The organism is Acetobacter aceti, assembly GCF_002005445.1.
GTDB lineage: Bacteria > Pseudomonadota > Alphaproteobacteria > Acetobacterales > Acetobacteraceae > Acetobacter > Acetobacter aceti_B.
Genome location: NZ_CP014692.1, coordinates 698666 through 718775, shown reverse-complemented (window position 1 = coordinate 718775; position 20110 = coordinate 698666). Strand labels below are relative to the sequence as shown.

The window sequence follows — 20110 nt, the reverse complement described above, 5'->3', positions numbered from 1 at the left end:
CATGCTGCGCAACACTTTTTTTCGGATCTGCACAGGATGTTTTTGCAGCGACACCGAACACCCTGCATCCGGATACAGAAAAAGTAACTTCCGGATCGAGGCCGTTATTGCGTCGCAGCAAGACGCCTCATGCCGTAAGAGCATCAACTCAGGCGGAGACTCTAAGCGTTACAGGAAAAAATCGCACGGCCCGTAAGGATGCCGTCCTTCAGAAAACGCCGTCTTCTGCGACATTGATGTCCGCGGAACGTCTTGATCGTCTGGGGGTACAAAGCACAAAACAGCTCGCACGCCTGACACCCAATCTCTACATTCCCAACAATATGCCCGGTTATTCAGTCATAAATTACTTCATTCGCGGCATTGGAGAAATCGACCCGCAAGGTGAACCCTCTGTCGGCACCTATATTGATGGTGTCTATCTGCCGCGCAATATGGGCAACATGCAGGAACTGCTCGATGTGGAGAATATCCAGATTGATCGTGGACCTGTCACGTCTATTGGTCATCAGTCTGAGGGAGGTGCAGTACACATCAATACCATCGTGCCGACCAACAAAAGGCGCGTCGTGGTTCAGACCGGCTACGGCACCTATAATGAATGGCAGGTCGGGGTGGCGGCAAGTGGCGCAATCCTGAAAGACAAGCTCTATGGCAGCATCGCCTTCGACCATCATGCCCGTGACGGCATCGATCATAACTATGCTGTCAACAAGGACACCAACAATATCGACTACACACAGGCACGTGGTAAACTCCGCTTTACGCCGAATGAAGACTGGGACATCACGCTTGCCTTCGACGGCACTGTGGATGGCAGCACCAACCGTGGTGTCGGCAATCTGTTGAACTACTACAAATACGGCAACTACAATCCGGCTTTTCCAAAAAACAGCTACACACAGGCCGGATTTACCGGCAATGTCCGTTATACCATCTCGCCACATCTGACCCTGTTTTCAATCACCGGCATCCGGGGATATGACGACAAGGGCATGTATGACAATTACGGCGATATCTATTCCCGTGGATCACAGCAACTCTCTTACAAAGACAGGATGTATTCGGAAGAACTGCGCCTGCATGGTGATTACGGCCGACTCGATTTCAATGTCGGCGCCTATTTCCTGTATGAAGACTGGTTTACAAACCGCAATGCCAACAACTCCTACGGCACACTGACGAACAATCCGGCCGACATCCGCTATATGCCGGTCAATGCAGTCATCGACCAGCTCAATCGTAACTGGGCCGTGTATGGAGAAGCGCACTATCATCTGAGCCCGACCGTGACTCTGACAGCAGGATTGCGATTCAACTGGGAGAATCATTCGAACTCTGAAACGCTGAGTTATCTGGCAGGCGGCAATCATATTACTACAGTGGCCAACCAGCTCGCGACACTCCTGTCCTCATCTCCGCAGGGCGGGATTGCGTGGACTGCTTCCGGCAACAAGAGCTGGACACAGCTCCTGCCCAAAGGCGCGATCACCTGGCAGGCGCGTCCGAACCTGATGACATATGCTTCCATCTCGCAGGGCGGCAAATCGGCAGGTTACGACTTCCGTGCGCAGTCTCCGGGAGCCACAGGCAGTCTTCAGGCATCCATCCCCTACAAACCAGAAATTGTCACGACCTACGAAGTCGGGGTTAAAACCGACCCGCTACCCGGACGTGTACGCTTTAATGGCGCCCTGTTCTGGAATCAGTTTGATGATATCCAGTTGACAACACTTGATCCATCCTCAGGATTGAGTCGTCGGTTCAACGCGGGAAAAGGTCATTCCGCAGGCGCCGAGATCGAAACATTCTTCAAGATCACAAAAGATCTCGATCTGCACTACACCGCCTCCTATCTTTATTCGTCTCTGGACAAGTTCAAAGGGAATGCCACCCATATTGCTCTGGCAGACGGCAGTCTTTACAACACGACGCCTTATGCCGGAGCCCCCCTGCCCTGGTCACCCCGTTTTCAGAATGCGGGTTCCCTGACCTATCATATTCCTGTGTCTTTACCGGGTACATTCATAATCGGCGCCGATGTTTCCTTTCAGACCAATCTGCACACGACTTCTCTGGCCAACCGGCAGGACCGGATTCCGGCTCAGACCTACGTCAACGCCATGATGAGCTGGACCAGTCCCGACAAACGCTGGCAGCTACAGGTGCAGGGACGCAACCTGCTGGATCGACGCTATCTGCAAGGGACCAGCTTTACGCAAGGCAAGGGCCTTCCGATCTATTATTCAGGATATTACACAGACCCACGCACGATTTACGTCACTGCACGCTTTACATTGTAAGGCGTGAAAAAACATCAGAGTTACATGGAAACCACGCGCCTCTGATGCTCCAGCATATCCAAAATATTTTGCAGTTTCTTAATAAATCAGAATTTTATTCATTGTACCGTCATTTTATCGGAAGATTTTTCATTTCCACAAAATCGACCGCTTGCACAAAAATCAAACCCCACAAACAAAAAAAGGAGAAGCAGCCACCTGCTTCTCCTCTCTCAATCCGTGTGAACAATACGGGTTCTATGTTTCCAGTACTGAAAAGCCATGCGTGCCGTCGCGTTCAAGCTGGGCGACAAGACCAAACTCCCAGTCGAGATAAGCCTGCATGGCTTCCCTCGCGTTGTCTGTGCCCTCATAAGGTCGTTTGTAGATATCGACCGGCTCTGAAAGAGTATTTTCTTTGGACAGACCCGTTTCAAGCGCCTGACCAGCGGCTTTCCACGCTGCGGTTCCACCTTCCAGCACTTGTGCTTCAACACCGTTTTCCACGAGACGCCGAGCCGCGATCCGTGCAGCGACACCATCAGGAGAAGTCAGAACGATCCGTCGCGACCCGAGAACGTCGGAGTGTCCCACCAGATCCGTCGGAATAATAAAGAAAGCTCCGGGAACATGCCCTGCCCTGAATGCCCGGCTGGTGGCAAGGTCAAGGATCAAGTGCGGATTGGATTTTGTATTCTGAGCCAGAAGATCAGCAGGCGAGATCGAAGGAACGACAGCAAGAGGACGCGGCAGGAGAACAGATTGTGGACCGGTTTCCTGCTTCAGGCCCGTCCAGTCATCAAGAACATAAACATGCTTCCATCCAAGCTGGCGTAGCCAGTGGCCTGTCATGCGGGAACGAACACCATCCGTGTCCGTCAGAACGATCGTGCCGTGACGCACACCGATCCATTCATCCGTTGCCTGCACCAGCTGACCGCCGGGAGCGGAACGAAAACCAGCCAGATGCCCGGACTCATATTCCTCCGGTGAACGCACGTCGAGCCGGTAAAGTGAACGGTCTGTCCGGCTGTCCAATTCCTTAAACTGGACAGGAGTAATGAACTCAACACCCGTTTTCTCGGCGAGTTCCTGCGCCCGCTGTCGAGCTTTTGCGTGATTCGTCTCCGTGAAATCAGGAGCCTTGCGACTGGCCTCATGATCAAGCTCGAACCCGGCCAGCGTCCAGCCAATCGTGCCGTTGCGCAGGGCGAAAACAGGGTTGGGAATTTCTGCATTGACCAGTGACTGCGTACCGATGATCGAACGTGTGCGACCAGCGCAATTCACGATCACCGTGGTGTCCGGTGACGGCGCTATATCACGCACCCGAAGGGCGAGCTCCGCTCCAGGCACGGAACGACCGCCGGGAATGGACATCGTGTTGTATTCCACGAAGCGCCGCGCATCGAGGATAACAAGATCATCGCCGCGCGCGATGCGGGCGTGCACCTCTTCCGCCGGCAGGGACGGCGTATGACGGACATGCTCGACCAGTTCGCCGAACGCCTTGGACGGCACGTTCACGTCGATAAACAGTTCACCTCCAGACGCACGCCAGCCGTCCAGATTTCCGGCAAGCGCTGAAACAGCCGTGTAGCCCAGTTGCCTGAGCAGTTTGATGGCAGGGCGAGCAAGCCCTTCACCATTGTCATACACCACGACCGGAACGGTCTGCCGGGGGATGAGTCCCGTCACCAGTTCCTCGATACGGCCCAGCGGAAGATTGACGGCAAAAAGCGGGTGTCCGTCTGCAAAAAATGCTTCTTCACGCACATCGAGAAGAGCAATTTCCTCACCAGCGCGCAACCGCTCACGGACGGTTTCCGAGGTGGTTTCCGCTATCGCAGCGTCAGAAGGGAAGAGCGCGTTCATGCTGCCTGCCTTTCGCGGGAACGATCCCACAGATTGGGTGTCTCTTCGCTGGAATAACCTGAGATGAAGGTTTTCTCCGTGCCGGTTTCCGGATCGTAAGTAGCTCGGGATACGCCGCCTATGTTGGCGCCATAGACATGAATGGAGATTGACGTTTCTGCCTCAAGCGCATTGGCCACAAGGTGATAGTCATTGATACCCGGAGCAAGAGTCGCCACTTCGCCCGGTTCCAGAAAGGTTGTCTCCGTGGCGTGGAAGTGACCTGTTTCGTCGCGCACGTACTGTGTCTCGCTCTCACGCCCACGCAGCATGCCGATCAGACCCCATACACGATGATCGTGCAGGGGGGTTTTCTGACCCGGTCCCCAGACAAAGCTGACGACTGAAAAGCGCTCCAGCGGATCGCAATGCAGGAGATACTGGCTGTATCGTTCCGGATTGGGCTGAGCGAACTCGTCAGGCAGCCAGTCGTCATGGGAGACCAGCCTGTGGAGGAGCTTCGCGCCTTCTGTCTGGAGTCTCTGCGCGCCAATATCTGCATCGTGCAGTTTCGTGAAATCAACGATGAAATCACGAAGAGAAGAAATCGTGGTCATAAGCCACTCCTGTCGTGGGGACATTAGTCGAGAAGATCGGGTTCCTGCGCTACGATCCAGTCCCACAGAGGCTGAAACGAGAAATACCCTCCCTGCTCCGTGCCGACCTGCGCGGCCGTCTTGCGGGCAATCTCAGGAGAAATCGGCTTCAGCGGTCCCGCTGCCTGCGCGAGGAGCTGGGCATGAGCCGCATTGTCCATGGAGATGAAACGCCATGCGGCTGTTTCCACGGAATGGCCGACTGTCAACAGGCCATGATTCTGGAGAATGAGCGCACTCCGGTCGCCCAGCGTCTCGGCCAGACGATCTCCCTCACTGTCTTCCAGAACCACTCCCGAAAAAGGATCGAAAACGGCATGGTCTTCGTAAAAGGCGCAGGAATCCTGTGTCAGCGGCAACAGGGGAACACCCAGAGCTGAAAAGGCTTTGCCGTAAGTGGAATGGGTATGGGCCGCGGCAATCACGTCCGGACGCGCCCTGTGCAGCGCGGAGTGAATGGTAAAACCTGCCGTGTTGATAGGACGGTTTCCAATCAGGATATTCCCCTCATGGTCAACAAGTTGCAGGCTGGACGTGCGGATCTGCGAAAAATGCACACCCAGGGGATTGATCCAGTACTGATCGGGAAATTCCGGATCACGCGCCGTCACATGACCTGCCAGCCCCTGATCGAAACCATAACGTCCGAACAGACGGAACGTGGCGGCCAGCCGCTGTTTGCGATGCAGCCGTTCTTCTTCATGCGATGCCGCCGGTGGACGGGGTTCAAGCCGGAAAGTACGAGCCTTGGGAGCTGTGACGGGAGAAATGGCGTTCATGGACACGGTCCTTAAATCTGCTGTGATCAGTAGCCACGTTCTGGATCGATCACATCGAGAAGAGGTTCATTCCTGAGGAAACGGGAGAGATTGGTCCGGATACGCTGCGCAAGATTGGCGCGGACATCCGGCCCGACCCAGCTGATATGAGGCGTCAGCCGGACACGGGGATGCGTGTAGAACGGATGTCCGGCCGGAAGAGGCTCCGGCGTGGTGACATCCAGCGTGGCGAAGGCCGGTCGACCGGAATCCAGAGCACGTAAAAGTGCGTCCTGATTCACAAGCGCCCCACGGGCGACATTGACAAGATGCAATCCTTCCTTTGCATGACGCAGGATGTCTTCGTTGACGACGCCACGCGTCTCGGAAGTAAGCGGCATGGCCAGAATGAGATGGTCGGCCTCCCGGAAAAGCTCACTGAGTGAAGAGACAGGCTCGATGCCTTCGTCTGTTTCCGCCCACGCACCACGGCGAAGCACCCGGATACGCATGCCGAATGCACGGGCCCGAGAGGCGATGGCCCGCCCTATCGCGCCATAACCCGCGAGACCCAGCGTGCGTCCATGCAGAGTGCCGGTCACGGGATTCTGCCGGAAAGGCGCGATGGCGTCGGTCCATTCCTGCGGCGTTGTCGGGTGCAGCGCATCCACCTGCCGTTCATGATGCAGCAGGGCGGAGATCACGTATTCCGCAATCGGGGTGGCGGCATCGCCACGCCCGCAGGTCACGATCCGCCCCTCCGTCAGCCACTTCGGAAAACTGTCTATTCCGGCAGACGCGATCTGAACCCAGCGTGGACCATCCCGCCATGAGGCGGGCTGCGACACTGGCGCTTTCGCCCATGCAGGAGAAGGCCCGGTCAACAGAATGTCCGCACCAGCGGTCTGCCATGGCTCGGCGTTGTCACGGTTGCCCTCGATCACACGCACCTGCTGCGCGTAGTCGGTCAGAACGGCGGCGATGGGACCGCCGATCTGATCAAGAAGCACAGGACGTTCACGCGGGAAGGACATGACCGGCTCAGGCCACGCGTGTCAGGCGGCGGCTATCTTCTTCAGCCACCAGTTCACGAACCAGCGGGATCAGATCGCGACCATATTCATACGCATCAAGCAACGGATCGAACCCACGGATCAGGAACGTGGAAATGCCGAGCCGGTAATAATCGATGAGCGCTTCGGCAACCTGCTGCGGCGTGCCAACAAGCGAGGTGGAGTTCCCCTTGGCGCCCGTCAGTTCCGCAATTCCGGTCCAGAGCCTCTTGTCGAGGCGTCTGCCCTGCGCCGCAGCAGCCAGCAGGCGGCGCGAACCTTCGTTGGGAATATCAGCATTGCGTACAAATCCGGTCGTTCCCTGAAGATCACGTGCTTTTTCAAGAATACGGTCGGCGCGCGCCCATGCGGCTTCTTCCGTTTCCGCGAGAATGGGCCGCAGCGACAGGGAGAAACGGGGCGAGCGGCCATGTTTCGCGGCGGCCGCGCGGACCCGTGAGACGGTTTCGGCCACCTGCTCATAGGTTTCACCCCACAGGGCGTAGACATCAGCATGTTTGCCGGCGACTTCGATCGCCTCTTCCGAAGAGCCGCCGAAATAAACGGGGAGTGACTCTTCATCGTAGGGGTGAATCAGCGAATTGGCGCCACGGACGTCGTAGAACGCGCCCTTGTAGTCGAACGGCGCGGTCTCGCTCCATTCCTTCCGCACAATGTCGAGATATTCGCTGGTGCGGGCATAGCGCTGCGCCTTGGTCGTGTGATCGCCGTCAGCCTGCAGTTCCAAATCACTACCGCCAGTGATGATATGTACGGCGACACGTCCGCGCGTGAGATTATCGAGCGTGGCGAGCTGACGAGCGACGATGGTCGGCGCATTGAAACCGGGACGATGGGCGATCAGAAGGCCGAGGTCCGGCGCAACGGACGCCGCATGCTGGGCGATGAGAATGCTTTCCGGAGAATTGGAATGGAAGGCGACCAGAACACGGTCGAATCCACCGTTTTCATGAATTTTCGCGGCTGTTTCGATATGTTTCGGATCAACGACCGGGCCTGACGGCGGGATGATCTCGGAGTGATTGCGACTGCCGATATAACCAATGAACTCAACGGACATAGTCATCTCCCATAAATCACTATTCAATATAGTTTGTTTTGAAATTAACACTTGAAAATTGACAAAAAGCAAGCAAGGAATGCTCAATACACACTTCATCCGTCGTAATATGGCCAAGCCGGTCATTAAACGGAGATCGAGACCGGAGCCCGTCATGTCCCAGTCCACCCGGCCTTATCCTGGCCCACCAAACTCTGGCCCTCCCGCCGATTCTCATCTGAGCGTTCCCCTGCCCCAGCGCATGGCGCGCAATGTTCCGAGCGAGCTTCTTCGGTCATTCGTAGCGATCGTGGAGGCTGGCTCCATGGCGCAGGCGACCGAGACGATTTTCCTGACACAGTCCGCGCTCAGCCTGCAGATGAAGCGTCTGGAAGACGTGCTCCAGCAGAAGCTTTTCCGTCGCGATGGACGCCGCCTGATCCTCACGCCCATCGGCGAGGAGCTGGTCGGTTACGCACGCCAGCTCCTCGCTCTCAATGACCGGATCATGCGCACGCTCGGTCAGGATTCGGAACCGGAACCCATTACTGTCGGCATGGTGCAGGATTTTGCCGACACGCTTCTTCCGGACGTGCTGGGACAGTTTCGTCTCGCGCATCCACGCTCCCGCCTTGTGATCCAGATTGGTGGATCAGCGGAACTTCTGGATCTGTTCGACCGCTCCCGACTCGATCTCGTTCTGTGCCTTGGACAGCATGGAGACCGTTCGGGCGCGACATGGAAAGTGGTGGGACATGACCGCATGACATGGATCGGAGATCCGGCCATCGCCGAGTTGTCCGAAGTGCCGCTCGTTCTTCTTGAGCCACCCTGCCGTTTTCGGGACGCTGCTTTGAGTGCTCTGACACAGGAACGACGTGACTACCGGCTGGTATTGGAAACACCCAATCTGCCGGCCATGCGGGCAGGGGTCCGTGGTGGGCTTGGTGTGAGCTGCCGTACACGCCGGTTCGCCACGGCTGAAGGGCTGCCCACAATCACAAGTGACGCTCTTCCCGCCGTCCCGGAGATCGAAACCATTCTCGTCCGCCGCAACCGTCTCGGGGATGCAGCAAACGATATCGGGGATCTGCTGGCAGCAGCGGCTGGCGCTTGAGTAATGTTCAAGGAATGGATGACAAGAACTCTTTATGAGACAGGGAAGTCTTCGCGGCAGGATCGGATCATACCGATATCTGCAACGAGGTTTCTCATGACGTCATCCGCATCTGTAGCCCCTCTCCGCGCCAAGTTCCGGGAACTGGAAGAAGAGCGCGAGCGCACGTGGGAGCCCGCGGCTCTGGCCGTAAACGTCAATCAGCGGGCCACACTGATCCGCGATCACGACAAGGCCGCATCTGCCGTAAAGGTCGGAGACGTGCTGCCGCCGCTCGCGCTGTCTGTCGTGGATGGAAGCACGGTGTCACTGGATGATCTGGTCGCGAAAGGACCAGCGGTTCTGGTGTTCTTCCGCTTTGCCGGATGTCCGGCCTGTAATATCGCCCTTCCCCATTATCGCGATACATTGTGGCCTGAACTGAAAGCGTCAGGCGTTCCCCTTCTGGCGATCTCTCCCCAGCCGACAGCGCTTCTTTCCGAGATTGCCACGCGCCATGATCTGCCTTTCCCGGTCGCAACCGATGCAGGACTGAGACTGTCACGCGCACTGGGTCTTACCTACACATTCGATGAACCATCCCGGCAGAGCGCGCTCGCAAAAGGCGGAAAGAGCGAAGCACTGAACGGTCTTGAAAATACATGGGAACTTCCCAAGCCTGCCGTAATCGTCATCGGGCCAGGCCGTGTCGTGCGTTTTGCCGACGTCTCTCCCGACTGGATGGACCGCACCGAGAGCGACCGGGTTCTGGCCGCGCTGGGGCTGGAAAAAGGAGAGTCTTCCCATGCAGCCTGACGGCATTGCGGTTGATGGACAGTCCTCCGTCCCGGCCGAGCTGTTCCGGGAAGCCATGAGCCGTCTCGGAGCGCCCGTGACGGTGGTGGCGACCGACGGTCCAGCCGGGCGTCAGGGACTGACCGTCTCCGCCATGACAAGCGTGAGCGATACGCCGCCGACAGTGCTCGTCTGCCTCAACCGCGGTAATCGCTCTCATGAAGCGTTCCAACGCAATGGCGTGGTCGGGATCAGCGTTCTTGGTCGCGGACATGATGATGTGGCGGGCGTTTTCGCCAGTTCACGCCGTACGCCCGAAGAGAAATTCGCCTCTGCCGTCTGGCGTGTCGGCAAAACCGGCGCGCCACTTCTCGATGATGCGGCCGTGACGCTGGACTGTGTGATCGAAGATATCCGCAGGTCCGGAACGCATGACGTGCTGTTCTGCGCGGTCCGCGACATCGTGATCAGCGATGCGATCGCCGCCGGTCTTGCATGGTGCGGTCGAGCCTTTCACCACCTTCCTTTTGCGCCACTCACGGCATCTCTGAAAGTTCGGGACACAGTCTGATGACATTCGGCTCCTCCTTTTCCCGCAGGCGACTTCTGGGCGGACTCCTGTCCGGCGCGGGCGCGGCTGCTCTCGCCTCCCGTCCGCTTTATGCACAGGACGCCATGGGACATACGGAGCCATGCGCGGCGGCGATCACTGGCGCGATCAAGCCGCTTGCCACGCCTCGCAGGCTGACGATCGCGTGGAACGAGAATTCGGTCTGCACGATCGCCGTACCTGTGGCGAAGGAAAAAGGTTTTTTCGCACGCCACAATATCGAAGTGGATTACGTGAATTTCGGTGGCGCGACCGACCAGCTTCTGGAAGCGCTGGCCACGGGCAAGGCGGATGGCGCGCCCGGCATGGCGCTGAGGTGGCTCAAGCCGCTACAGCAGGGCTTCGACGTCAAGCTCGTGGCCGGTCTTCACGCGGGCTGCCTGTATCTGATGACGACGCACGACAGTGCGATCCGCTCTTTGACCGACCTGAAAGGCAAGACGGTTGGTGTGACCGACATGGGAGGGCCGGATCGCAATTTCTTCTCCATTCGGCTGAAAGAGGTGGGAGTGGACCCGGAAACGGACGTCTCGTGGCGTGCCTTTCCTCCGGACCTGCTGCCGCTGGCTCTCCAGCGCGGCGAAGTACAGGCCATTTCGGATGCCGATCCTGTCAGTTGGATGCAGAAGAAACAGTTCAATCTACGCGACATCGACAGCAACATGACCGGCACATGGGCGCATACCGCCTGCTGCGTCATCGGACTGCGAGGCAGTCTTGTGCGCGATGAACCGGATGTGGCGCGGGCTGTCACCCGTGCGATCATGGATGCGGGAGCGTGGCTCGCCTGCAACCCCGATGAAGCCGGCAGAATATTCCAGCCTTTTGCTCCCAAGGTTCCGGCGAAGGATCTGGCCGAAATGATCCGCATTCAGGGGCACCATCACCAGACACTTGCCGGTTCTTTCCGTGATGAGATCGTGCGTTATGCCGAAGCTCTGAAAGGAATCGGTGTGTTCCGGCCGTCGCTCGACACAACCCGTTACGCCGCGCGTGTCACGCAGGATCTGTTTGCATCATGAGCGGGGTGGAGGCGACCTTCGGGATGGATTCAGCAGCTACCCGCCAGAAGACTGCTGTGCGGGTGTCGCCGGTCGCGTGGCTTGCAGGACCGGTGTGGCTGCTTGCCGCGCTGCTGACTGGGCGGTGCAGCCCTGAAACTGCTCCGGGAACGCGCGGCATGGGCGGTGGCGCTCGGTCTGGGGCTTGGCGCGTGGGAAGTGGCGCAGGCAAAACTGCTTCTGCTGCCCCGTCCTTTCTTTGGCACACCACAGGATCTTCTCGATGTTTTCCTCACGGACTGGTCGCGCCTCGGCAACTCACTGCTTCATTCACTCGGACTGCTGCTCGTGGGCTATGGTCTGGGGTCATTCATCGGCATTGCCGTGGGGATCGGACTGGGAAGGTCACTACGGTTCCGTTACTGGGCGCACCCCATCCTGCGCATGATCGGCCCCCTTCCCCCGGTCGCGCTTCTGCCGCTGGCCTTCGTGATGATCCCGTCAAGCTGGGTCGCCGGTGAAGCCCTGATGATGCTGGCCTCTGCTTTTCCTGTCGCGGTTCTGACCTGGTCCGGCATCTCAGCCGTGGACCCGGCCTTTCATGACGTGGCCCGCACCATGGGCGCGAAGGAGCGGTTTCTTGTCTTCCATGTGGCGCTGCCTGCCGCCCTGCCGCAGATTTTCGTCGGTCTGTTCATGGGGCTTGGCGCCTCCTTCGCCATGCTGGTGGTGGCTGAAATGCTGGGCGTGAAGGCTGGCCTTGGCTTCTACATGCAGTGGGCGCAGGGATGGGCCGCCTATCCCAATATGTATGCGGCCCTCGTGGTGATGTCGGTCATGTGCACGGGTCTGATCACGCTGCTCTTCCGTGTGCGTGACAGGCTGCTTGTCTGGCAGAAGGATGGTCTCAAATGGTGATGGCTCAGTCAAAAGCGCCGGGTGAGGAACTGGCCCTGCATGTGCGCGGGGTAGAACACGGCTATCAGATTGACGGCGCTTACCGTCCGATCATTCACGAAATGAATCTGAACGTGGAGGCAGGAGAGTTTGTCGCCCTTCTGGGCCCGTCAGGGTGCGGCAAGTCGACCCTGCTGCGCCTGATCTCCGGGCTGGAGAAACCGGCTGCGGGCTGGATCGAGGTGGACGGCAGGCCCGTCACCGGACCGGGGCCGGATCGTATCGTGATGTTTCAGGACCCGACGCTCTATCCATGGCGGACTGTAAGACAGAATGTCGCGCTCTCACAGGACATTTCCGGAAAGAGAAATGATCAGGCGGTTGATGAAGCTATTCGTCTTGTCGGTCTGAGCGGTTTTGAAAAAGCGTGGCCGCATCAGCTTTCAGGCGGCATGGCCCAGCGTACGGCACTGGCGCGGGCGCTGGTTAACCATCCACGAATGCTCATTCTTGACGAACCGCTGGGAAAGCTGGACGCCCTGACACGTCTCACGATGCAGACGGAATTGCACAGGCTGTGGAGAGAGCGTGATTTCACCGCGATCATGGTCACTCACGATGTCGATGAAGCCCTCTTTCTGGCGACACGCGTAATAGTTCTGGGCGGCACGAACCACTCGCGTATCCTGTCCGATATCCGCGTGAATGCGCCCTTTCACCGCCACAGGGATGATCCCTGTTTTTTGAAATTGCGACAGGAGATCTTGTCGCAACTGGGATATAGAGAGGTGGCCCCGTTTTCAGGCAGTTCGATAAACTCTCATGACCGTCATTTGGGGAGTGCAGCCGCAGGAAGTCTACACCAGACTGGGGCCTGATGTGGCCAAAAACTGATGCTGGACCAGACGGGTGTGCCGCGAGCCGATCGACGACCGTTGATCATGCTCTCATCCGCAGCTTGGTTACCATGGAATTACCTTGCATCTGAGATACGCGATAATCTCCAACAGCTATAGCATGAAATTCACCAGCCAACGCCTCAGCCAAGCATACTTCTCTGGACCATCATTCCAGAAGCAGACACGTGGGCCGCCCTATAGTTTGGCTGCATTTCTCATGTGATGTCTGTCGTCGCCATATCGCCGCGAGCATGTTCTGCGTGATTGCGACATTGCTGATCCATGATCACCCCTTGCCGACAGAAGTGATATGAGCCAATCTGACGGGTGAACTCCGGTGAAACCGAGTGGAATCAGGTGAAGGTTATTGGATTTCAATCAACAATTTATACGATAATCTGGCAGAAGTCCCGGCTTTCGGGCCGCCCTTTCACGGCGGCAATACGGGTTCGAATGCCGTACGGGCCGCCCTCTTTGCATGGCATTTTGGCTTACAGGGTTTACCCATAATATTCATATGAATATTATGGGATGAAATTCGAAACGCATTTCCTCTCTGGATTACACCCCTCAAATTCAGATCGCTTTCTCATTATGCGAGACGCAAAAACCTGTCTCGATCAGGAAACCCTCCAGTCTCCCAATATCATACCGAAACACGTGTGTTTGTTTACAAGTGGTTGACATTTCCCCGCTAATTTGACCTGCAAACTTTATCAAAAAGCTTTAAGTCAAAGGGTTATTCAGTTGAAACCATTAACGGGCCATGCAGCTCTTATCGGATGTCTGTTGATGGCGGGATGCTCTCATCCGCCTGCAACGCTGGATAGGCAGCTATCCGTTGCTGACATTGAACTGAAAAATGGCGAGGTGGAAAATACGCTTCCTCAACTGACCGAACTGAACCAGCGCTATCCCAATACACCGTCTATTCTTTTGAGGCTTGCCAGAACGCATGAAGCGCTCGGCAGGGAGACAGCGGCTATAGAATTTTATAAAAAAGTTATTGCGATCAATCATGATTCCAAAGACGGATGGATGGGTCTTGCCAAAATATACATGCGACGCAAGCCGGAAACAGCGCTTACCATTCTGGAAAACATGGTCAAACTCTATCCTGACGACCCTCAGATCGTAGATGATTACGGGGTCTCCCTGGATTTGAACGGACGTTATACTGAAGCGCAGAACGCATATAAACAGGCCATCCAGATTGACCCCGGCATGGTATCACCTGAAGTTAATCTCGGTCTTTCCCTCGGCCTGTCAGGAAATATCCCTAAAGGTCTGGCCATTATCAAGCCTTATGCCGTTACAGGGGACGCAGAGCCGAGAACGCGGGAAAATTACGCCCTGCTCCTTATCGCGGCAGGCCGCATAGATGAAGCGAAAACCATGCTGCTCACCTACCTGCCTCCAGATGCAGCTCTGGTTAAGTTTAACAGACTTTCAGACTTCTGGTCGCTCCACTCTGGCGACAAGAGCAAGCGGACATGACAATAAAAATCGCGTCATCGAAATACAAACATTAAATATACGAAACAAAAACATCAAAGAAAACAAGAATAAAATTTATTTTATTATAATTTACACCATAATAGCTCTCAAATCAACTCGCTAAAGCAAGTTCGTGACATAAAAATCCGCCTCGCGAGATTGCGTCCTGGGTCGCTAACCAAAAAGTGACAGCGACCTGCTTGCCCCCACACCTCACGTCCCTATCATGGGCAAACCAGAAAAGGGTGGGACACCCTTCGCAAACTCTTTCACTGATCAGTAAAAACAGAAACCATGGCCATCATTCCCGGTGAAATCAGGCAACTTCACCATAAAGCGCTTTTTTAGGTTCTGCCACAGGCATCTCCACGACTGCAGCCAGACCTGACGCCTCCTTCCCATTCACCCCGCTATGGAACGACTTCAACTCTTGCATCGTTGAGTAGAAAAGCACGGAGCTCGCAATGAGACGTTTTCTTCTGACCACAGCAGCATTTCTGTTCTCTGCGCCTGCTCTCGCAGCCCCTGTGTCCATTACAGCCCTGACGCATATCCGTATCATCGACGGCACGGTATCCCCGCCCATTGAAGACGCCACACTTGTCATACAGGGCGACCGCATTCTGGCGGCCGGAAAAAACATCAGCATTCCTCGCCATGCCAAAATTCTGGATCGTACCGGTGACACTGTCCTGCCTGGCATTATCTCCGATCACAGTCATGTCGGACAATATGAAGGCGTGACAACGGGCTCACAATTTTATACCCGCCCCATCATTATCTCGGAACTTGAGCAGTATCGCCGTTACGGTGTGACGACCATCACGGCCCTCGGCAACAACGCGCCCGATGTGTTCGATCCCCTGCGACGGGAAGCCCATGCAGGGAAGACGCCCGCTGATCTTTTCGGCGTGGATCAGGGCATCGGCGTCCCCAAGGGAGCCCCCCCGGTCAATGTCGCGGCTGATCAGCTGTTTCGCCCGAAAACCCCGAACGAAGCCCGCCAAAATGTAGATACAATGGCGGATGAGGGCACTGATCTGATCAAGATCTGGGTGGATGATTTTGATGGCGCCCTGCCTGTGAAAATGTCTCCGGACATTATCTCCGCTGTCGTGGATGAATCCCACAAGCGTCACCTGCGTGTCGCAGCACATATCCATGATCTCGACGACGCCGAGCACGTTATTGCGGCCGGCGTGGATATTCTCGCCCACGGCATTCGGGATAAACCCGTCCCCGCCGCTCTGATCGAAAAGCTGAAATCCGGCGGGATCTGGTACATCGCGACCCTGCAACTCGACGAAGCCAGCATCGCATGGGCCGATCAGGCTCCCTGGACCAAAACCCCCTTCACTCTTGCCGGGCTGTCGATGCCTCTTCTTCAGCAGGTGAGCGACCCGGCCTGGCAGCAGAAACACACGACCGGCAAGCAGGCGGACTTTGCCCGCACGTCCCTTGCAATGAATCTGCGAAATCTCAAGACGCTGTATGATGCGGGCGTCAAAATCGGCTTCGGGACAGACAGTGGCGCCATGCCGCTGCGAGTGCCCGGTGTGGCTGAACATCGCGAGCTTGCCCTGACTGTTCAGGCTGGGCTGACACCGCTCACCGCCATTCATATCGCCACACAGAATGCTGCCGATCTGCTGCATCTGTCTGATCGGGGCGTCATTGCGGCCGGAAAGCGCGCCGATCTTCTGGTGGTCTCAGGAAACCCCGCAGTCACTATCGGAGATACCGACAGGATTGTGGAAACATGGGAAAACGGAACAGCCACGGCTGGTCCGATTCCGCTGAATTCAGAAGGAAAGAACTGATGGAATACCGTCTTCTTGGTCGGTCCGGCCTGAAAGTCTCAACGCTGATTCTCGGCACGATGACATTCGGAGGGAAAGGCGAATTCGCCAAAACCGGAAATACCGACCTGAATGGAGCAAGGCGCCAGATCGACATGGCGCTCGATGCGGGCGTGAACATGCTTGATACGGCCGATATCTATTCTGACGGCACCTCCGAGGACATCATTGGTGAAGCTCTGGATAGCGTTCGGCGCAATCGCGTCATGCTCGCAACGAAGGCGCGTTTCCCGACAGGTGACAAAGGACCGAACGACCGCGGCCTGTCACGGCATCATCTGATCAGAGCCTGTGAAGCCAGCCTGCAACGCCTCCGCACGGATCACATCGAACTTTACTGGTGCCATGAATGGGATGGTCTGACGCCGGTGGATGAAATCCTTGCCGCGCTCGACCATCTTCAGGCTTCCGGCAAGATCGGTTATGTCGGGGTTTCCAATTTCTCCGGCTGGCACATCATGAAACTGCTTGCCGCAGCAGAGAAGAACAACACTGTCCGTCCCGTCGCGCAGCAGATTCACTATACGTTGCAGGCTCGTGAAGCCGAGTATGAGCTGCTGCCGATCGCCGCTGATCAGGGTGTGGATGCGGTAATCTGGTCACCGCTGGCCGGCGGTCTTCTCAGTGGCAAATATCGACGCGGCAAACCTGAACCCGAAGGCACGCGCAAGGCGGCGCAGTGGAGTGAACCTCCGGTCCGCGATGTGGAAGCTCTTTATGACATCGTTGAAGTTCTCATCGAGGTCGCGACCCATTATGATGGTGCTTCTCCCGCGCAGGTCGCCCTTGCCTGGCTTCTGACCCGACCGGGCGTGCACAGTCTGGTTATCGGAGCGCGCACCGAAACGCAGCTCACCGACAATCTGAAATCTGCCTCTCTTGTGCTGCATGAAGATGATATCGCAAAACTTGAAACCGTCAGTCGCCCGCCATTGATTTATCCCTACTGGCATCAGGTCTCGACGGCATCTGATCGTCTTTCCGAGGCTGACCTCGTTCTTCTCAAGCCGTTTTTAGAAAAATGAAAAAACTGATCCCTCATCTCATTGCCGGTGCGGTCTGCGTCACCGCGATTTCCGCCGCACAGGGCGCGGCGCCTGCGATCACCAGCAATCTGGATCCAGCCTTTGGCGCCAGCGGCAAAGTCGAGATTGTCGCTTCCCTCTCAGCCCCGGATCCATCTGGCATCGCTGTCGTCAATAATCGTCTTTTCCTGACCTTCCCCAAGCATGATGGCGATCATGCGGGACCGGTGCTGGCCGAATGGAGAGATGGACAACTGGTCCCCTTCCCCTCCTTTGCTTTTTCGGAATCGATGCAGGGCGACCCGGCGTCCCGCCTTGTCTCTCCGCACGGCATGACCACGGATACACAGGGCAATATCTGGGTCATTGACGACGGAAAAATCAAGGGTCACCCGATCCCCGCGGGCGGTGCGAAAGTTGTCGGCATCAATCCGGCAACAGGTCAGATCATCGCCAGCGTGATCCTGAAAGACGCCCTCCTGCCCGACAGTCATATGAATGACTTGCGCGTCGATCTGACACATGGCGCGAAGGGCACGGCGTTCATCGCTGACAGTTCTTTCGGTGGTCATCCTGCGCTCGTCGTCGTGGATCTTGCCACAGGTCAGCAGAGGAGAGTTCTGGCAGGACACGTCTCCACAATGCCTGACAAAGGGTATCAGACTGTTCTTGACGGACGGGTTCTGCATTATGATCCTCAACACCCGACATTTCCGGCGGGCGGCGCGGATGGAATAACGCTCTCCACGGACTCCCGGACACTCTACTACTCCCCACTGGCGAGCCGTCGTCTCTACAGCCTGCCCACAGCGAAACTGGCCGATTTTTCCGTCACCTCGGAGGAACTCGCTCAGCTTGTTGTCGATGAAGGCGAGAAAGGCGCAGCCGATGGTCTTGCTACCGATCCCTGGAATCGCATTTACACCACAGCAGCGGATCATGACGCCATATTCCGGCGCAATCCGGATGGGGGATTTGAGCTGATTGCGACCGATCCCAGATTTGTATGGCCGGATGGAATCTTTGCGGACTCCCGGTATGTCTATGTCGTTCTTGGCCAATGGAGCCGCCTGCCCCGCCTGCATGATGGCCATGATCTGCGCAAACCGCCTTTTCTGGTTGCGAAAGTGCCTATTGCGCCTCCTTCATCGCAATGAGGGATATAATGCCCCCTATTGAGAATCTGATCGCCTCTTTCGGGACTGAGAATCGCCAGTGTGCATGAGTGACCGTTTTCTATCTTGCGCTCTTTCTCAGTCTTGGCTATGAGCTTGCCTACACAAAATCGGGGTGCGTAGCTCAGCGGTAGAGCATCGCCTTCACACGGCGGGGGTCACAGGTTCAATCCCTGTCGCACCCACCACGATTTTGGTTAGAAGATTGTGATTCAAAACGTGTAACACACCAATATCACCACAAGTAAACAATCAAATTCATTTGCAGCATTAACGCACTTAAATAGTACACACCAACATTTACAAGTTTTTTTTATATTGAATAAATATCAATAATGTTAATAGAAACCCATCCATTCGAAATAGAAATTTAAAATAGACCCACATAATAATTACGATATTTTTTAATATATTTCACCAACAGAAATTCTTTTCCAACAAAACAGCCTCGCAAATTGGCGCTGATTCAAGCTTCACAGAAATTAAAATTCAATATAAACCTCTGACGATACGGAGTGAAATTAGATGTATAAATTTGCGGTGCTTTCATTGGCAATTCTTCTGGCTGGATGTGGTCTGCAACATTCTGGCTGTCCGAATGATCTCGCCAATGCGCCAGACGACAATTCGGGTGTCAAATCAGCCATCAGAACGTGTAATTAACAATTTTACGATTCAAAGTATCTACACCCCACCATCTCTACGAAGATCCCTGTTATTATCTTGAAATTTCTTCATTATCTCGGATAATTTTTCGGTATAAGATTTTCTTACCTTGGAAACTGCATTTTTTAGATTTTCCTTTGGTGCTTTCTGACATTCATCTCGAATCGCCCTGGAAAGACCCTTCGTCACCTCATCGGTTGCACGAGACTCAGCCATCTTGTCACCCGAGTAATTATCATGCTCTTCATTCAGATAATCTAAGCATGTCGAGTTTGTTGTTGTTTTCCGAATCAACTCACCATAATCGCTATCTTCTTCTTGCGCTTGGGCTAAATTTGGCCCAACGATTAAAATCGTCACAAAAAATAAAACCATACGTATTTTCACACTACACATCCTCGTAAACTTTATACGAAACATAAACATCCAGCGTAACCTGCTTCCACACCATAATCGTTTATATAATCCATACAAATATGTGTCGACAGATGCTCCCAACAGTGGAGTGTCCCACGAGACGTGAGACAGGAAAACCAGCAAAAATGACCAATATTGGGGGGGTGATCGCCCTGACAAAACAGACCATTGATCAAAATGGCTGCGGTCAAAAATGGAGACGGTATCCTCTGATCGAGCGCCTCCAAAGCCGCTGATCACACATCGAAATGAGTTCTTTTCCAGCTTCTTTATCACAATGCGTGAAGTCAGTGGCTGAGCACGCAGACGCCACAGACAGCGATCAGCGGGCCTTGCCGGACGAGCTTGCCCGACGGGAAACGCTGAAAGCGAAGCTGGACGAAGCCTGCTCCCGGCTGGAAGCTGACGCGAAGGCGCAAGTCGAGGCGGCGCGACCGACAGCCTTTCAGTCACTCAAGATAGCTTTGTGCTCATGCCGATTTTTCGAGATATTATATTTTTACATCCTGTA

Annotated in this window: 16 protein-coding genes, 1 tRNA gene and 2 pseudogenes; 13 read left to right on the top strand and 6 right to left on the bottom strand. The window is 55.6% G+C overall.

Annotated elements, in window-relative coordinates; genetic code table 11:
• The first annotated feature begins 107 nt into the window (after window positions 1–107).
• Entirely contained in the window at window positions 108–2303 is a 2196-nt protein-coding gene (locus tag A0U92_RS03240) for a TonB-dependent receptor (RefSeq protein ID WP_236748251.1), read from the top strand.
• A gap of 237 nt (window positions 2304–2540) precedes the next feature.
• Here the strand turns inward: A0U92_RS03240 and A0U92_RS03235 are convergent, their stop codons facing one another.
• From A0U92_RS03235 to A0U92_RS03215, 5 genes are read right to left on the bottom strand one after another with little or no spacing between them, the layout of a single operon-like run.
• Entirely contained in the window at window positions 2541–4157 is a 1617-nt protein-coding gene (locus A0U92_RS03235) for a rhodanese-like domain-containing protein (protein WP_077811977.1), read from the bottom strand.
• Entirely contained in the window at window positions 4154–4753 is a 600-nt protein-coding gene (locus A0U92_RS03230) for a cysteine dioxygenase family protein (protein ID WP_077811976.1), read from the bottom strand. The genes A0U92_RS03235 and A0U92_RS03230 overlap by 4 nt, the downstream gene beginning before the upstream one ends.
• 23 nt (window positions 4754–4776) lie before the next feature.
• A complete protein-coding gene (locus A0U92_RS03225) occupies window positions 4777–5571 on the bottom strand; it encodes a class II aldolase/adducin family protein (protein WP_077811975.1) in 795 nt (264 codons plus the stop codon).
• A gap of 26 nt (window positions 5572–5597) precedes the next feature.
• On the bottom strand, window positions 5598–6584 hold the full coding sequence (locus A0U92_RS03220; RefSeq protein WP_077811974.1) for an NAD(P)-dependent oxidoreductase: 987 nt from the start codon (window positions 6582–6584) through the stop codon (window positions 5598–5600).
• Between the two features lie 7 nt (window positions 6585–6591).
• Window positions 6592–7683 (bottom strand): LLM class flavin-dependent oxidoreductase, encoded by a 1092-nt coding sequence (locus A0U92_RS03215; RefSeq protein ID WP_077811973.1) that lies wholly within the window; start codon window positions 7681–7683, stop codon window positions 6592–6594.
• Between the two features lie 154 nt (window positions 7684–7837).
• Between A0U92_RS03215 and A0U92_RS03210 the strand changes: the two genes are divergently transcribed.
• The 11 genes and pseudogenes from A0U92_RS03210 to A0U92_RS03160 all read left to right on the top strand — a co-directional run bounded on the left by A0U92_RS03210 (window position 7838) and on the right by A0U92_RS03160 (window position 18704).
• The gene (locus A0U92_RS03210) at window positions 7838–8779 is read left to right on the top strand and encodes a LysR substrate-binding domain-containing protein (RefSeq protein WP_077811972.1); all 942 of its coding nucleotides are present in this window, start codon (window positions 7838–7840) and stop codon (window positions 8777–8779) included.
• Window positions 8780–8875: 96 nt separating this feature from the next.
• On the top strand, window positions 8876–9574 hold the full coding sequence (locus A0U92_RS03205; protein WP_077811971.1) for a peroxiredoxin-like family protein: 699 nt from the start codon (window positions 8876–8878) through the stop codon (window positions 9572–9574).
• Window positions 9564–10124, top strand: coding sequence for a flavin reductase (locus tag A0U92_RS03200; RefSeq protein ID WP_077811970.1), 561 nt, complete (start codon window positions 9564–9566; stop codon window positions 10122–10124). Before A0U92_RS03205 ends, A0U92_RS03200 begins: the two co-directional genes overlap by 11 nt.
• On the top strand, window positions 10124–11185 hold the full coding sequence (locus A0U92_RS03195) for an ABC transporter substrate-binding protein (RefSeq protein ID WP_077811969.1): 1062 nt from the start codon (window positions 10124–10126) through the stop codon (window positions 11183–11185). Before A0U92_RS03200 ends, A0U92_RS03195 begins: the two co-directional genes overlap by 1 nt.
• A pseudogene (locus A0U92_RS03190) lies at window positions 11182–12082 on the top strand (ABC transporter permease). Before A0U92_RS03195 ends, A0U92_RS03190 begins: the two are co-directional and overlap by 4 nt.
• The gene (locus tag A0U92_RS03185; RefSeq protein ID WP_077814220.1) at window positions 12082–12939 is read left to right on the top strand and encodes an ABC transporter ATP-binding protein; all 858 of its coding nucleotides are present in this window, start codon (window positions 12082–12084) and stop codon (window positions 12937–12939) included. Before A0U92_RS03190 ends, A0U92_RS03185 begins: the two are co-directional and overlap by 1 nt.
• Before the next feature lie 813 nt (window positions 12940–13752).
• On the top strand, window positions 13753–14457 hold the full coding sequence (locus tag A0U92_RS03180) for a tetratricopeptide repeat protein (RefSeq protein WP_077811968.1): 705 nt from the start codon (window positions 13753–13755) through the stop codon (window positions 14455–14457).
• Between the two features lie 464 nt (window positions 14458–14921).
• Entirely contained in the window at window positions 14922–16277 is a 1356-nt protein-coding gene (locus tag A0U92_RS03175; RefSeq protein ID WP_077811967.1) for an amidohydrolase family protein, read from the top strand.
• Entirely contained in the window at window positions 16277–17341 is a 1065-nt protein-coding gene (locus A0U92_RS03170) for an aldo/keto reductase (RefSeq protein ID WP_077811966.1), read from the top strand. Before A0U92_RS03175 ends, A0U92_RS03170 begins: the two co-directional genes overlap by 1 nt.
• Complete coding sequence (locus A0U92_RS03165; protein ID WP_077811965.1) at window positions 17338–18498, top strand: L-dopachrome tautomerase-related protein; 1161 nt, start codon at window positions 17338–17340, stop codon at window positions 18496–18498. Before A0U92_RS03170 ends, A0U92_RS03165 begins: the two co-directional genes overlap by 4 nt.
• A gap of 131 nt (window positions 18499–18629) precedes the next feature.
• A tRNA-Val gene (locus A0U92_RS03160) sits at window positions 18630–18704 on the top strand.
• A 496-nt stretch (window positions 18705–19200) separates the two neighbouring features.
• Here A0U92_RS03160 and A0U92_RS03155 read toward each other — a convergent pair.
• Window positions 19201–19569 (bottom strand): hypothetical protein, encoded by a 369-nt coding sequence (locus A0U92_RS03155; protein ID WP_236748249.1) that lies wholly within the window; start codon window positions 19567–19569, stop codon window positions 19201–19203.
• A gap of 323 nt (window positions 19570–19892) precedes the next feature.
• On the opposite strand from A0U92_RS03155, the pseudogene A0U92_RS18590 reads away from it, so the two are divergent.
• Window positions 19893–20036, top strand: a pseudogene (locus A0U92_RS18590) (IS5/IS1182 family transposase); the annotation flags it as partial.
• Window positions 20037–20110: the final 74 nt, after the last annotated feature.